General features: G+C 64.1%; 1 protein-coding gene (only partly in view). It reads left to right on the top strand.

Annotated elements, in window-relative coordinates:
* On the top strand, nucleotides 1–17,241 hold the 3' portion of the coding sequence (locus NN4_RS06115) for a C2 family cysteine protease (RefSeq protein ID WP_147128971.1). The gene continues 13,101 nt to the left of window position 1, outside the view; 17,241 of the gene's 30,342 nt are visible here — the last part of the coding sequence; its start codon lies beyond the left edge, outside the window; its stop codon occupies nucleotides 17,239–17,241.

The following is a 17,241-nucleotide window of genomic DNA, read 5'->3' as shown; positions in this document are numbered from 1 at the left end:
TGGCAGTACACCGTTCCGATCCCACGGATCGGTGCATTGTCGCAAGTCGAGCAGGCGCAATCCAGCCTGGAACAATCCAGCTCCGAAACGGTGGACTCCCGGGTACAGGCGCTGCGGCAGCTTCGCGACGACCTGGTCGGTCCGGTCCGCGCCGACTTGCCCGCAGAAGTCCAACTGTTGAACACCTTTCAGCGACTGACCGACCTGCTGCGTGACAGTCAGATCGCCGACGGCTCCACGGCCGTGAACGTTGCGCACGTGGACGACATGCTGACCACTTTCCACGGCGACAGCCGCGTCGTTACCAACGATCACCGGCTGCTGCTTCTCGACACACTCGATGAGCTCGAGACACGCGGCGTAGCACTCTCCGCAGCGAATGTTCGAGTCACCTACCTGACTTTCCTCGACCAGATCATCGGAGCCGTGCATGGCCGCGGTGTCACAGTCTCGGTATTGAGAGAAGAACTCGAGCGCCTCAGCGCGAGCGGACCCCTCGCACCCGCTCGGCTGCTGATCGGCAGGCTCGAGCAAGCAGGGCTGCTGTGGCTGCATGACGAAATGGCGCAGTTGGCGCAATATTCGGGCGCAGCCGCGGAGATTGCGGTCCACGAGGTGCCCAAGGAACTGAACTTCGTCTGGTTCGGTGGTGCGCTCAGCGCGTTCGCCTTGGCAAATGTCAAAGAGTGGGTGCGGTCCGCCGCAGGTTCGGACTGGCAATTGACGCTGTGGACACAGCGCGGCTACGACCAGGTGCGAACGCAGCTGCTGGCCGACCCGGAGCTCGCGGACGTCATGGACGACACGCTCCACGTCGCAGATCATCTAGCGGATTTCGTCGGAGCTGTCGGTGGTCAGGAACTGGCGGCCGCGTTCGAATTGACCCTGCAGACAGGCGCATTCAACCTGAGCTCGGACATCGCGCGCTACGCGGTGCTGCACGACCGAGGTGGGGTGTATGCCGACGTCGACCTCGCACCGGGCCCGGTCGACCTCGCCGACCTCGGCCCGATGTACATGCACGAGGACGACCTGCCGATGTTCGGCCCGCTGATCCGGGACCACCAGGCGGTGAACCACGCGAGTTACCAAGGGCTTCCGCCGTCGGAGCGCATTCAGCGAGCTGTCGATGATCGGTACGACTGGGGGTGGTTCGGCAATCACTTCATCGTGGCGGCACCGAGATCTCGGTACCTGGCCGACCTGATTACGGCGATTCCCGAGAAAATATTGTCCAATTACCACGAGGAGGACTGGACCGCGATTGTGGCGGACCGCCCGAAGCTGGCGGCGCTGCTGAGGTGGTTGAACTACTACGAGATCTCCCACGGCGGCCTCACACCGCTCGAAGGCAAATATCGCTCGATGCTGGACACCTTGCACGGCAAAGGGTTCGATGCAGTTCCCGAGGTCATCTCGCAACTTCGTGAGATGGCGACGATGCGGGGTCACGACCCGGCATTGGTGCAAGACGCTGCATTTATCAGTGGTCCGCTTCGGATACGGGCGTTGGGGAATGCCGAGGAGATCAACCACGGCACCGTGGCGAACTATCTGGGCAGAGTTTTCGGAGTAGGCCCCCTGATGCAGCCGGACTATCGCGCTGTGCTGGACCAGAAGATGGTCGCGGCATTCAGACAGGTGCGCTGGCTCACCGAGGAGAGTGAATCGCAACTCCCCATCGCGCCGGCGCAACCGGTGAATGTCGTGTCGGCGAGTGCACCGCCGCAGATCGCGGTGCATTCGGTTCCGTTTGTCTCGAATTCCCAGTCTGTGCCACCGGATTGGCTTGCCGTGCCCGGTGCCAGGGACCCGCTGTGTACCGCGCTCGCACGGACCTTCAACGTCGGCGACTCGCGCGCCCTGCGCGCCGTTCTGGCGGGCCAGCTCCTGGAAGGTTTCGGCCACTATCGCCAAGCATTCGTACCTGAACAGCTGAAGCTCGACAGGGCGCGGGAGGATGCTCGTCAACAGAACTACGACGCGGCCTTGTCAGCCGATCCGGTGACGATCCCGCATACCCGACTGTGGGAAGAAGGACTTCGGCGGTCGTTCGACGACTGGTTCTGGCGGGAGGTCGATGACCACTTGCAGCACACGATAGCGAGTCTGTGGGATTTCGGAATCGATTTCGACGCGTATTTCGAGCTCGGGGGTGGGCTTACGAAGCAAGAATTCCTGACCCTCGCGGCGGATCACTTCCATGCGAATCTCGTTCTGCACGAGGCCAATGGATCCGTCATCAGTTCCTCGGACAACCCCCTCCGCCCGACCGTGCAGTTGCGACAGTCGCCGAGTGATCACTACGAAATCGGAATAAATGTCGACGGTTCACTATGGGCCGCAGTGCGTCCGATAGCGCCTACGGCGGCGCCTATACCTGGTGCGGTGGCGCCGGGGCAGATTTTACCCCCGTTCGATCGCGTCTTGGCGTCCCGGCAGGTACCGCTGCTGGACGGCGCAGTGCTCGGCAGGAACTACACCGGCGAGACCCGGCCACTGCGCTTCCTGACGACGCTCGACCTCGCTGAATCGAAGGTCGGAGACTTCCTGGCGAGTCTCGGCCTGACCGAATTGAACGCGATCGAGTTCCTGACAGCGCTCGGGGCCGACTCTGGTGTGATCGATCTCCTGCGGAGGCAGGAGCTAGCCGAATCAACCATGATCCACGCCATGACCCAGCTCGGCTGGGCCGACCGGACCGTGGCCAACGTCCTGGCGAGATGGCAGGTGGATGAATCGACCGTTATCGAGCGCAGCAAGCTCGAGATCGAGCCGTTCCTCTTCACTACACCGACCCATTACATGACTCCGGCAGAACGCGAACAGCATCGGCTGTTCATCGGCCCGGGCGGCAGGTTGTATCAGGCGCGCGACGGTGCGCCGTTCCATGCGCCGTGGGGTTCGAAGTTCGTGATGGACGAGTTCGGCAATCTGTACTCGGGCACGTCCTCGGCAGTGACCTTCCATTCCTCCTTCCTCGGCGGGCGAACCGTCACCGCCGCAGGCTATCTCGTAGTACGCAACGGCCGTCTCACGGTGCTGACCGACCACAGCGGGCACTACCGGCCGACCCCACAGATGAACGACTATGCTCTCGACCTCCTCCGGAGCCGAGGTCTCGAGCCTGCGCGTTCGTTCAAGCGAAGAGGATTCGACCCCACCCATTCAGGTCTGAATGGTCCGGTGCGCGAACGAGTCGGCGAAGTGGAAAGGCAACGCGCCGAGGTCGATAGAAGACAGTTCTGGGTGACCGCGCGGCGCAGAGCTGTGCGTGAACGGCTACCGCGTGCGGCTACCGAGCAGATGCGGCAGCAATTGCGGTCGGACGGTCTCCGACTGGAAGCACAGGAGCGTGACCTCGGAAAATGGCGGGAGTCGCTCGCGGCCGGGCAGGTGCGACCGTCTCACAAGCTGGATATCTGGGCGCACCCCGATCCGGTCGACGAGAACGACCGAATTGTGCCGCCCCGTTTCCCAGCCGAAATCGAGGAAACAGGCACCGCGCCACTGCTTCCCGACCAAGCCCAGAAGTTGGCGGACTGGTGGAACGAGCACGGCCGCCAGTGGTGGAGCAGTCTGAACTTCTCCGCTCTGTCGCCGGAGTACCAGCGCCGACTGGTCAGCGATTTTCCCCGTTTGCGCAACTCCGCCGAAATTCCGCCTGCGGTGCGAAACGCACTCAACCGGGCAGGGCTGGAAGCGGCAGCGCGGACAGTTGTCGCCGAGCCAGCATCATCGCTCGGGCAGTACGCGGAGGCGGCGATGCTCGAGTTGGTGGACGCGGAACTCACTGCCAGACTCGAGGCCGTTCGCAAGGGCACAACCACCGCGCCGGTGTATTTGCTGACGTTCGATCCGAATGAATCGACCGCTCCCGCAATCCATGTCGAGGCGACACCGCTCGCGAACGAGGCACAGCTCCGGTATCTGTACGACCACAGCTTGGCTGAGGTCGCGGTGCCGCCTACCGGGTTCTGCCTCTATCGCGCGGTGCTGGAAACAGTGAGTGGCCTGCCGGAGCAGCTGAACAGCGTCGCGCGCCTGGTGGCCGCAGTGGTCCACAGGTTGGCCGACCCGAATCTTCGTGCGCAGTACCGAGACTGGATAGTCGGCGACGCCGACGCCTATGTCGAACTACTGCGGACACCGGATGGGTGGGCCTCCGACCTTGCCGAATTGGTCCCACGGGTATTGGGCGACGTGCTCGCGGCGCACGGGATCGCGCTGCGTGTCGTCACCGAGACTCTGCACATCGAATCCTATGGGGCGGTCGAAAACGGGACGGCGCGTGAGGCAACTCTGCTGCGGGTCGGTGGAGCACACTTCAATGGCACCAGCAGGTTCCTTGCGCGACGCGTGCAGCCGCCAGGATCGCTACCGATGGGGGATGACGAATCGCTGAGCTGGGACACCCCGGATCCGATCGCACAGTTCCAACTCGGGCGTCGCTCCTCGGTGCGATCGGTGGAGTCGGTGCGGTCGGTGCGGTCGGTGGAGTCGGTGGAGTCGGTGGACTCGGTGCGGTCGGTGGACTCGGTGGAGTCGGTGCGGTCGGTGTATTCGCAGCCCGAAGCTCCCGACATCTTCGATGAGATGACCGGCGAGGAACTGCCTTCGCTATTCCCCGATACGGTCGCGCCAGCGGCGGAGCGGGCGGCGTTCGAGCGGGCGGCGGTTCGTGCGCCGAGCGGTTCGGAGCTCATCCCGCCGGACACACTGGTCCCGGCGATGCCGTCGACGCAGGCGGAGGTCCTCGGCTCGGACACCGGGCTCCTCGTGAAGGACGCCCGGTGGCGACTCAGGTACGTAGGCTTGTCGGATTCGCTGCGGGTGCTGGATCAGCTCGTAGACCATGAGGTCGCTGTCCTGCTGCCGGATGGCAGTTCGACCGAGATCGACAAAGTTTTGGTCGAGGCGGCGTTCCGGGAGGAGAAACAGACCGACGGCTCAGTCGTGTTGCGCCCAACCGGAACCGGAGTGTTCTTCGTGGACGCGGCGGGTGCCGCGAAAAACCTGATTGGTCCCACTTTCCCCGTCCGCGCCACCATGGACGATGGGATGCTTCTGTACGTCGAGGGCGGCGGGGCAGCCACGGGAGCCGGCTGGCTCGGGGTCGGCGAACCCGATAAGCTCGACGTTCGACAACTCACGGCAACCGGGCCCCTATTCGGCAGTTCCGGTGTGCCGATGCCAGACGATGTTCGCCAGGGCCAGCTGGGCACGTGCTATCTGATGGCGAATCTGATCGGTCTGGCGGCCACGAAACCAAGTCTGCTGCAGGACATGATCAAGCCGATGAAGGGGGGCCCGGGGCAGCGTTTGTTCGACGTGCGCTTTTTCGATCCTGTGGCGAACAGCTGGGTCTGGGTGCGGGTCGACGACACCTTCTACGCCAACGCCGCCGGGCAGATGCTGTATGCGGTACACGATCCGGCGCAGCCGTTGTGGCCTGCGGTGATCGAGAAGGCGTGGGCGCTCTTCCGCAACCCAGCAGCGGGTTATCAGGGGATCAACGGTGGTTGGCATTCGGGGGACACGGTCGAGATGCTGCGTCCGCCGAGGATGCCGGGCGGTGCTGGGCGGTCGCAGCCGACGCGCGCGGTGGATGCGCTGCTATTCGAACACCCATTCCACGTGGATCAGGACACTCTGGCCGATGTTGTCGGTAGTCAGGGATTCGCCCGGATGGTGCTGAGTTGGGAGAGCCGACACCTCGCAGCGCCGCGACGCGCTGTCGAATACACGAACGGCAGATTCGGCGTCTTCTTGGCGAAGGCAGTGCTCGACGCTTTCGAGGGAGTGCACAAGGTCCTGAGCGATCCGTCGCAGCCTGTGCCAGAGGACCTCGACACGATGGATCGTGCGGGTCTAGCCGCGCGGTTGGGTGGTGCCGGAGTGGTCGATGCGGTGCTCGAGGCCCGTAAGCGCTGGCAGACCCGGGATAACGCGAGCGACACCGCCGCATTCCTGGTGTATCTCAGTGAGCGCTGGACGGCGTCGCGCGACGCGCTCCAGCAGCAGCTGGATTCCTGGGAGTCGAACGCCACATTGCCCGACAGTGTCCTGCCGGGAGGTCAAGCGAAGCCGCCCGTACTCGCGGTGTGGCTGGCCCAGCGAATCGAGCGGCTGATCGCACGCGGCGATACCGTGACCCTCATCACCAAGGTGCAACTCGCCAGTGCCAATCAGCCGACGACCAGGTTGGCTCCGAACCACGCCTATTCCGTCAGCAGAGTCGAGCGCGCCGGTGGTTCGCGCGAAAGTCCTACTGCGGTGATGGTTGTCAACCCACATGATGGCAGCGAACAACGGATACCGCTCAACGAACTCAATCAGTTCAATTCCATCGCCTCGGCCGGCTCCGGTACGTTGTCCGCGTTCGGCACGCCGGTCGCACCGTCGTCCGCGGTGGCGGGTACGCGGCCGTCGGCGCGCGATCTCTTCGGGCGGCCCGGCTCGTCGAGGCAGCCGGACCTGCCGTCAGCGTTGGTGCCCGGCCAGGCAACCGACGTGCCCGCCCAACCGGTGGCCGGGCAGCAAGCCAGGCCCGAGCGGCGGCGGACCCGTGACGTGGTCGGTGATTTCGTCAGCGGGCTGAGCCGGACGCTGCGACGGCGTCGACGGTCCGTCAGCCCGTCGGCCACTCGGCCCGCTGGATGGTGGCGAAGGCACAGCAGGTGGACCCGGGGCTTCTTGCGGCGCTTCGGAGGAAATCCGGCTCCCCGCGTCGAGAGCCCGGTGATCACCGAAAACCGCACGGCCACAACGGTGTATGCGGAGCACCGGCCTGTCACCGTGATAGATGAGCGGTATGTGGCGCCGGTGGATGAATCGGTGGTGGGACCGGTGCCCGAGGTGGATGAGCCGATTGTGGCGTCGGCGGATGAGTCGTCGGTGGCGTCCGTGACGGCCGCGGATGAGCCGGTCGTAGCTTCCGTGCCCGGGGCAGACCAGTCAGTCGTGTTGCCTGAGACGAGTCACCCGGTACTGGTGGGCACTGGCGAGCCGGTTCCGCCGCCGAGCACGATCGGCGCAGGATTGGTCGTGGCGCCGCTGCCGGGCGCCGCTCATTTCCACCGACTGAGCGAGGAAGTGCGGGCTTCGCACCGGATTGTGGTCGGCCCAGACGGGCTGCTGTACCGCGCGCAGGACGGCTCGCTGTTCGATACGACGTCGGGTGCGCGGATGGGTGCGGTCGACGTCGATACCCAGGGACGCGACCAGAATCCGGCGATCCGGCGCGCGCCGATGGTGCTCGACATCTTCGGCAATATCTATGCGATCGCCGAAGCCCAGCAAGTAGATCCACGGATCACCCACGCATCGCTGTTGAACGGTGGTCGCGCGGCGGCGGCCGCGGAGATCGAAGTGCGCAACGGCGTGCTATCCGTCGTGGTTGATCAGGGTGGGGAGTACGTGACAGCGGCCGGGCTCACCGACGGCGCCCTGGGATATTTGCTGAACGGGTCGAATCCGATTGTGTTGCCCCCCGATTTCCGGTTTCTGGCCGCAGATTCCACCGAGGACCCGGCGCCTGTAGACACGCGGTCGATGGTCTCGGCCGGGAACGAAGTTCCCGCTGCGCCGGTGACAGCAGAGGGGATCGCTCTCGCGAGCGGTCCGATCGCGCTCGCCGCCGATGTGGCGCTATCAGACGATCGGACGGTCGCGTCGATCAGCGATACCCGAGCGCCCACTCTTGACGTCGAAATTCTCGCGCTGGACTCGGTGTTGCCGAATGCATCACACGACGCACTGTCGGACTATCAGATCGAGCAGCGGCGGCTCGTTGTCGGCTCGGACCATCGCCTGCACCGTGCGAGCGACGGAAGTCTTTTCGACACAGGGACCCACCGCGCGATCCTGGTCATGGACCGCGCCGGCAATCTCTACGCGGAGCGCCGGATCGACGACCCGGATCGGTTGGTCACCCACGCGGCGCTACTCGGCGGCGGGCCCGCGACCTTCGCTATGGAAATCGAAGCGCGGGACGGCATCATTTCGCTGCTCGCTGATCGCGGTGGCGAATATCCGATCACCTCCGAGATGAACGACAGCGGCCTCGCACAGTTGGTGGGGGCTACCGGTCTCGAGTTGGCGGTGGACATCCGGCTGGTGGCATTCGATGCGGTAAACGACCGGGAGGTGGATCGGACCGTCGATAGTCTCGGTGCCCGGTTCCAGCGGGCGACGCCGGATCTGCGCACCCACAGCGACGCTCGAATCACCCCTCCGCCCGGCGAGTACCTGATCCATGCGGACGCTCCGGCCATGCGTCGCAGACACGGCCAGGACGACTGGATGTGGGTGACCGGCGTGCAAGGAAGCGGCTGGGTGCGTGCCGACACCTTACGTGAGCACGGATACCGGTGGCAGCGGTCGACGGGACGGTTGCTCCGTGTCACCGAGATCGACGGCATCGATGCGAGTGGCGGGCCGCGCCGGATCGAGCTCGTCGATACCGACCGTTTCTACATCGACGCGGATCCTGTTGTGGCAGAAGACGGAACAGCGCTGCTGCGGCTGCACCACGACGCCGACGAACTGTTGGTGACCGACGATGCCGCGAACCAGCTCGGATTGGTACGGCCGACTGAGCTGTCAGGTGTGCTGTGGACGCAATTCGGTCCAGAAGTGGAGGATCTGGACCATCTTCCCAACACTCGGTGGGTTGCGGAGCTGAGGAACCAGGTCGCGAATTCGCCGGACGACATCATGCGGCGCCTGCACGAAAACGCGCACGGCAGTATCGATGTCGACCTCCGTGCGGGAGCCCACCCACAGTGGATGCGGCTGTCCCGCAGCACCGACCTACCATGGCCACCCGGCGGCCGCGCGCCTATCTGGCCTGCCATCCTGCTCGCATCGCGCGCTGTGGGCGACGCGGAGATCGCCACGCGGAGTGCGGCTCTCGACCCACCCGGGGAGCTGCCCGCTGCGGATTCATTCGCAAGGTGGCCCGTCGCAACGCCGTCGACGAATCCGGTCGACGACGATCCCGCGAATTGGAGCTCCCCGGAATCGAGGTCGGGTGCGTCCTCCAGTCGTACCTCGGTGCGGTCGCAGCTTTTGAGCGAGACCGAATCAGTTCCCGTGAGCGATTCCCGCATACCGGAATTCGACGATGCGGTCCCGTCGGAGACGTCCGACGGACAGCCCGACTCGCTTCAGCACGATGAAGCGGAGTTCAGCGACAACGGAGGATCGGCCGTGGCCTCCTCGGATGGTTCGAATGGGTTCGATCACTCGCTACCGTACGGCCCGATTCCGCTGGCTTCCTTCGTATCGAGTATGCGTGATGATCCGCTATCCATTCTCCCCTGGCGTATCAGGCTGCCGGAGATCCCTTTGTACACCGATCGCGGTGAGTTGATACTGCCGGCCGAGGATGGCATTTTCGACTTCGACAATCTCCGGTGGAATCGCTACAGCGATCGTGACGGAACCAGGTACCGGATATTTGGCGCCGACGATTCTGGGTGGGTCTGGGAACACGATCTGCTCGACGCCGGGTTCCTGCAAGGTGCCGACGGCCATAACTTCCGCCGCGGCGTTCTCGTACCTGGAATCGATGATGACGTAATTGTGTTCGACAACGAGACTTTCGAATTCGATCCGACCCGCCGGCCGCCGGAAGGATCCGAAGGGCTGGTGGCTCTGCGTCTGTCGGATCAATGGGAATGGGTGCACGAAGACGCGGCGGCGGCGGCGCTCGGAGTGTCTCCTCCGACGCCACTACCCGGTCCGCTCTGGGCGGAGTCGGGTCCTCAGGTCGCGGACTTGGCGGGATTTGTGCCCGGACCCCTCTACGACCAATTGCGCCTGCTGGCCGAGGACCATCCCCAATTCCTCCGCGACATGTTTCGCGAGAACAACGACGGCACTGTCGATGTCCGCATGCTGGTGGAGGAGCGGGCTCGGTGGATCCGACTCGACCGTTCCTTCCCATGGGACACTGATCGGCCGGCTGCCGACCCGATCTGGCCGTTGCTGCTCAACATGGCGGCCGCGCAGGCGGACATGCATACCGAAGCGGCGGTCGCCGCCCGGCCCCGCGGACCCCAGCGGGCGGATTGGACCGGCGAGAGTCGCGAGGTCAACGATGTCGAGCAGTTCGAGATCCGGGTCGACAACCCGAATCAGCCGACCATCTGGTTGAGTTGGAGCGAGCTGGAGAATCGGGGATTGTTCCTCCCTCCTGTCGAGCCGTTACCGGAGCATTCGCAAGTCGCCCAGGATCGGTTGGGTGAGTCCGGGCCACCGCTGCACTCGGGGTTGCTGCCCGCCGGTCCGCTGCACCTGACTGCGCTGACCGTGGCGAACGGCGAGGCGATCGTGCGTTCGCAGGCCGGACAGCGCATCACGCTGCCCGCGCCCCAGCTGGTCACCGATCGGGGGATGCCGATTCGCCCATTCCAGGACGGTTCGTTGTCCCGCCTGTACGACGACGACCACCGGCCAGGGAACACCGATCAGTGGATCTGGATCGCAGGAAGCAACGGTCATGGCTGGGTCGACGCGAGTCTGCTCGCCCAGGCCGGGTTCGCGCCGGTCGCCGATTCGTCGGCGTATCTCCGGCGCCCGGTCACGATCGCTGCGGCGGACGGCACTGTGACGCTGCGAGACGGCGAAACCGTCGAGATCACAGCAGGTCCCGGGGCCCAGGTCCGGCTGCAGCGGGTCGACGGCGAGACCATCACAGTCGATCGCACGGTGATCGCCGAACTCGGTCTCCGGTTCCCCAGAACGCTCGATGGTCGCCTCTGGCCGCAGAGCGGCCCACACGTCGGCCACCTGCGGGCCTTCGACCTCATGCCGGAAGAAGTAGACCCGCGGGCGATCGCCCAGCTCCGCGAACTCGTCGCTCTCGACCCCGACTTCATCCGGATCATGGTCCGCGAGGCTCCGGATGAGCCCGGCGCGGTCGACGTGCGCCTGGTGGTCGACGGCAGGCCACGGTGGGTACAGGTCAGCCGCACCGGCAACTGGCACGGCAGACTGAGCGATGACCATGCCCTGTGGCCGCATATGATTCTCGCCGCACAGGCTCGAGCTGCCGCACACCATGCCCGCCTGGCGGCGGAGCTTCGAGTAGACCACGGGGCGCCTACCGGAGCACCGATCACCTGGACTGGCGGACAGCGACCGAATGAGGACTCCGGTATCGAGGAGTTCGCGGTGCTGTTCCCCGGCCAGCGCCGCCCCGTGTGGATGAGCATTACCTGGTTGGAGGCCAACAACGTTCAACTGAGGCTGCCCGACCCGCCACCGCCTCCGTTCCCCGGGGAGCACGAATCGATTCAGTCTTCAGGCAGTTCTGCCGTGGCCGAAACGAACTCTGTTCGGCTGCGCGGCGCGGGAGATGGCGAATCGATAACCGTGGCAAAGGTTTTCATTTCCGATGCGGAGGCCGAACACTACGCTGAGGTCTTGCTCGGGCCGGTGCGCGACAAGCTGCGGGATGAGCATCCCGCCGAGTACGACGCCATCCGGAACTACGCGAATTACGACGGGGTCGTCCACTTCATGCGGGCCGACGATCCCGAGCAGCTCTTCCGGACGTTGCGTGACGACTACGAGCGGGATTACACGATCTCGTTCAAAGACGGCATCATGGCCGACCTGCCCTCGGCGGACGAAATCCATGCGCTACGAGCGGAATTGCCAGCGGGGCCGCAGGCTGATGTGTACGACCACCTCCTCGGCAGCGGCGATCCGGCAGCCCTGAGAATCAGGCTGCGAGAGTTCGAGCGAAACTCGATGAGCTATCAAAAGCTCTCCGCGGATATGGGCGCGATGACTGACGGACGCGCACACGTGACCTACGAGCAGATCGCCACGTACATCGATACCTTCGTCACGGGCCTGCACCGCCAGGCGCTGCCGGAGCCGGTCCGGGTGGTGCGTGGTGTCGGAACGATCGCTCATCTGCGTGGGACGAACGGAAATCCGGTCAGCCCAGCAGATCTCAGCAACCTGATCGGCTCGATACAGGTCGAGCCGGCGGCTATGTCGACGAGCATCGGTGTCGCGGCACCGAACATGTACCGGAGCCTTCGTTACCAGCTGGAGCTGGAACTGCCGGCCGGTACGCCCGGTATCTGGATCGGTGCCGCCAGTACCGAGGCGGGGGACCGGGAGTATCTGCTTCCGCCAGGTATGCGGTATGTGATCACCGAGGTAGTGGAGAACCCTCGCACCGTCCTGCCGGAATCGGGAGATCGGTACCACAGCCGGGTGAAGTGGTTGATCAAGGCGCAGCTGCTGCCGGTGCGTGCAGAGATCGCCGGCGTTCGTGCGCCGGGTGCGGATGGCGTGTGGGAGTCGCAGCCTGGCACGGGGAATTGCTTGTGGGAGGCGTTGGCGCGGGCGGTTGGTGTCGGTGTGGCTGATCGGAACGCGCACAGGGATTTCCGAGACGGAGTCGTCCGGGTGATGCTGGCTCGCCTGGATGCGTCTATCGGTGGATCCAAAACTTCGGAGCCGGTGGTGGAGCGCCGTGCCCAGTTCGCGCAGCAGTTGACGGAGTTGCTGGAGGAGGGGACCTGGAACAACGATGCCGCTGATTTGTTGCTGCCGTCGGCGGCTGCCGCGTTGGCATTGAACCTGGATGTATATCACTCGGATGGTGGTGTGACGCACCTACATTTCGGGTCGCCGCAGCAGCAACTGAATACGTTCATGTTGAACCGCGCCGATGGGGGCGCGCACTATTGGGTGGCGGTGCACGGGCGCGGTGGTTCAGTCGTGGATACCGTGGACTTCGAGCATGTCCCGGGCGATCTGGCCGGCTGGATCGAGCGTTCGATGCGGGGCGGCGCGGACGTTGCTGCCGATGCCGAGGATGCTCTTCTGCTCGGCGAAGATTTGGTGAATCTGCTGGTGGGGCCCGCAACCGAGGCCGCAGCGTTCACGGCGGCGGTGCTGCCGGCCGCGGGTTCGCCGGAATCGTCAGCGGTTCACTCACCTACCGGTTCGGCGGATGCACCGCCGCTGGAGCTGGAAATCACTATGCCGGCTGCTTCCATCGAGCTACCGACAAGAATCCTGATGGTGCGGGACGCGAACCGTAAACTACGGGCTATCACCGGCAGTTCCATACTTACCCTCGCCGGTAGGCGCATGGACGGTGAATTGCCGATTCGTCGACTGAAGAATTCTCGCAATGTGGTTATCGATATTCCCGAAGCTGTGGCGAGGGAGGCCTTCGAACACGTTCCGGACCGGGCGGGCTGGCGTCCGAGAACTACCGGGCTGGTTTGCGTCGATGAAAACAATCAGTTCGTGCGGTTGGACGGACCCAACGTCGCCGCCAGAATCAATACGCTCGAGCAGGGCATGGTCGATCTGCTCCTACCCGCTGGCGAGTGGCTGACAGTCGACGCCACCGATGTATTCGATGTAGAAATCGGTAGAGCTACAGGCCCCCTTTTCAACGGTCTGCCGAGACCTGATGATGTCACGCAAGGCATGGTAGGGGACTGCTATCTGTTGTCGAATCTGATCGGATTGGCTGCTCGTAATCCCGACCTGATCGTCGATATGATCCGCGAGACCGAAGAAATTCGCGAGGGTACGGCGGCGCCGGTGCGAACATTCAGCGTGCGGTTCTATGAAGCAGCGGAAAATCGGTGGGTGTGGGTCAAGGTCGACGACAACTTCTACCGGAAGTCTGCGGGCGGGATGCTGTACGCGGCACAGGAAGAGCTCGGGCCACTGTGGCCTGCCGTGATCGAAAAGGCTTGGGCTGTATTCCGTGGTGCGGCACAGGGTTACCATGGCATTGATGGTGGGATGCCCGGCAACGCCGCTGGGCAGCTGCGCCCCCCGCAGATGCCCGGCTTCGCGGGCCGTGTGCAGCCGACGCGTAGTGTGGACTTGTCGTTGGGCTCGGTGTTCCAGATGGATCTGGACCTGTTGACCCGGCTGACCGAAGGTATTCCTGAACAAGCTGGAGAAGATCCGGGGGTATACCCTTCTGGATTCGCTCGAATGGTTGCGGATTGGCTGGGTTCGACTGCTTCTGTCTCGGCTGATCAGGTGGCAGCGCGGTTGTCTACGTCGGCATCGAGTGTATCGACGGCGGTGATAGTGGAATCCAATATGGCTCCGCAGGATTTGCTGAACATGGAGCGCGCGGATCTTGTCCAGGCTATTGATGAGGATTACGGGAATACGGTAACCTTCGGAGAGATGGTCGCGGCCATACAGGCGATAGAGAATGCTGGAACTGAGGACACCCCCGACGATCCCGTCGAGTTCGAAAATTTTCTCGTAGCCCAGTGGCAGATACCCGCGAATAGACTGATCGAGCAACTTGCCGCATGGGAAGCAAACGCTGCATTGGCTGATGTGCGGCTCGCGATAGTGCTGGCAGATCACATCGAGTCGCTGCTCCGACGCGGCGACACCGTCAATCTGGCGACTAAAAATGAGGATCAAGCCGACGCTGGCAATCCTCTCAATCTAGTGTCGGAGCATTCGTACGCTGTTATTCGGGTCGTCCGCGCTGATGCGGAAAACGAGACACCCGCAGCGCCTACAGAGGTAGTCGTGCGTGATCCGAACTCCGGGGAGATTTCCGTCCCGTTGAATCATCTCAATCTATTCGGCCGCATCGGTTCTTCCGGCCCGGGCACTCTATTTTTCCATGGCAACAAGAGAGAGAACGCTGGGACGGGAAGTGCACCCGATACTGTCGACGACTCGGATGAGTTGCACGACTACGATTATGACTTGCCCGATGAATCAGATGAATCAGCATATGAGGTACGCGCGACACCGACGGCGGGTGCCGGACCTGTTACCTCGGCCGGACCGCCACCGATTCCCCGTGCGACACGACCCGATGTTTCCGCAACATCGATGTCGGTGGTTGATGATGGCGGCGAGGGTTCGTCACTGTCGTTGCCCGAAGGCTGGGAGTACCTCCGCGAACAGTTCGTGGCGGCGGACACGGGATCGGTGACGGAACGGCGGGCGGTGTTCACGGGCACAGATATTCGGGTACCGGAGCGCAGGACAGCGGCCGAGCGGCTGTCCTTCGACGGCGTGCGGCCGGTTGACGGGAAGCCTATGGAGCCGGATGAGGACTACGAGCCGATCTCGATCGCCGATCGCGAGAAGTTCCGGATCGTGGTGGGACCGGACGGCCGGTTGTACTCGGCGGACGGTGCGATATTCGACACCGTGTGGGCCGCTGAACAGGGTTCGGGAAGCACGCGCGACTTCGCGGCGTTGCAGAGCGATCCGCACGTACCGGAGCGGCGCGCCACGATGGTGATGGACGTGTACGGCAATATGTACGCGCTCACGAAGGAACAGCAGCGTCGATACGGCCGCAGCCAGGACGTCACCCACGCGTCGCTGCTCGGCGGCGCCCCCGCCGCTGCTGCGGCAGAGATCGAGGTACGTGCCGGGGTGCTGCGGGTCCTGGTCGATTGGGGTGGCGAATACGACTATGCGGACGCACCTACGGATATAGATCTGACGGATTTGAACGCCGCGGCGCTGAGATACCTGCGTGCTCAGCCCATCGGCCTCAGGGTTGACGCGGACCTCGAGCACCTCAGCTACGAGGAAGCGACCGTCGCGTTCGCTCCGGCGCCGGTCCCGGTGGTGGATGCGGCGCGAGCAAGGGAACGCGTTCCCGCGGCGGCTATGCCGATCTCCGAAGGCAAGACGGTCACGTTCGTGGCGGCCGGCCGAACCGTGACGTTGGCAGGAGGAACCACGGTCGCGGTACGCGTGGACGAGGCCGACCCAGCCCGGGTTTCGGTGCGTGAACCGGGCGACGGGAACGTATGGCATCAGGTCGACCGCAAATTGCTGGTGGACGCCGGTGTGCGGGTCCCGCACGTGCAGCGTGTTTCCGGCCCGCTGTTCGGGCTCGATGATATGCCGCGTGCCTCGGATGTGAAGCAGGGCGAGGTCGGCACGTGCTACCTGCTCGCCGATCTCATCGGCTTGGCGGCTCAGCATCCTGAATGGGTGCGTCAGATGATCCGTTTCCGTGCCGATGGTGATCTGGAGGTGCGGTTCATCGAGCAGGACGATGGGCGGGCCATCTCGGCGACCGGCGACCCGGCGTCGATCGACCCGATTCGGCGTGAGGTGTGGGTGCCGGTCGATCGGCGGTTCTATGCCTATGAGGGGAAGATAGCCTACGCGGCGCATGCCGACGGGCAGCCGTTGTGGCCAGCGGTGATCGAGAAGGCCTGGGCGCTCTATCGCGGTGGGAACAAGGGATACGCGGGAATCAGCGGTTTGATGTATCCCGGCGATACCGCGCGCTCGCTGTGGCCGGTCGATTCGCCCGGTGCGGCGGGGCGGACCCTGGCGATACGTGCGGTGGACGACTCAGTGTTCGCGCATCCGCTCATGTTGGGCCCGGATGACTTGGCGCAATTGATGGGTGGTAACCATGCGGCCGCCCATGAGTTGCTGGACTTGGTTCGCGAGTGGCACGACAATCTGGAAAACTGGGGCGATCCCAGCAAGAGGGACGTGGCCCGCGCGGAATACGACAGGATTGCGAAACTCGGCCTACCCCCTGGTGATACCGGGCCTACGTTCGCCCAGTGGCGTAAGACCCGCGATCCACGCACAGCGACCGGTTTTCGCACGTTCTTGAAGGACACGCTCGGCGCAGAGCGCTGCCAGCAGCTCGAGCCACAGTTGGATCTGCTGCACGCGGAGATGACGCGGTGGGATTCGGTTGCGCCGCTCGTTGATTCGGTATTGACACGCTGGGTGGCCGACCGGATCGCGAATATGCTGCGGCGCGGCGACATGGTGATCATGACCACCCGTCGACTGCCGGGGGGCGCGTCTGTGCATCCCGACACCGGTCTGTCGCACGGGCACGCATATTTTGTGGCGGACGTGGTGGCCGAAGAGACAACGGGCCGGGTCACAGGAATGCGGCTGATCGACTCGAACTCGTGGCAGCCCGGCCACCCGTTCCCGGATGGAGTCACGGTTTCGCTGCGGCACCTCAATCAGTTCAACATGTTGTCGTCGATGGGACCGGGGGCTCGATCCGCGTATGGTTCGGACAAGATCGCTCCACCGTGGGAGTTCGCCACGGAAGATCCTGTGCAGCAAAGTCCTTCCGCCACCCAAGCAGCAGCCGGGCCACAGTTTTCCTCGGCTAGGGACGGCTCTCCAGAGCAAGCTCCTCCCGATTCCCACCACTCGACCGTCGACTTCTTCGACCCAACAGCATTCGGTCGCTGA

Origin of the sequence: Nocardia ninae NBRC 108245, assembly GCF_007990755.1 — a bacterium.
GTDB classification, from domain to species: domain Bacteria; phylum Actinomycetota; class Actinomycetes; order Mycobacteriales; family Mycobacteriaceae; genus Nocardia; species Nocardia ninae.
This window is presented reverse-complemented; position numbering and strand designations above follow the sequence as displayed.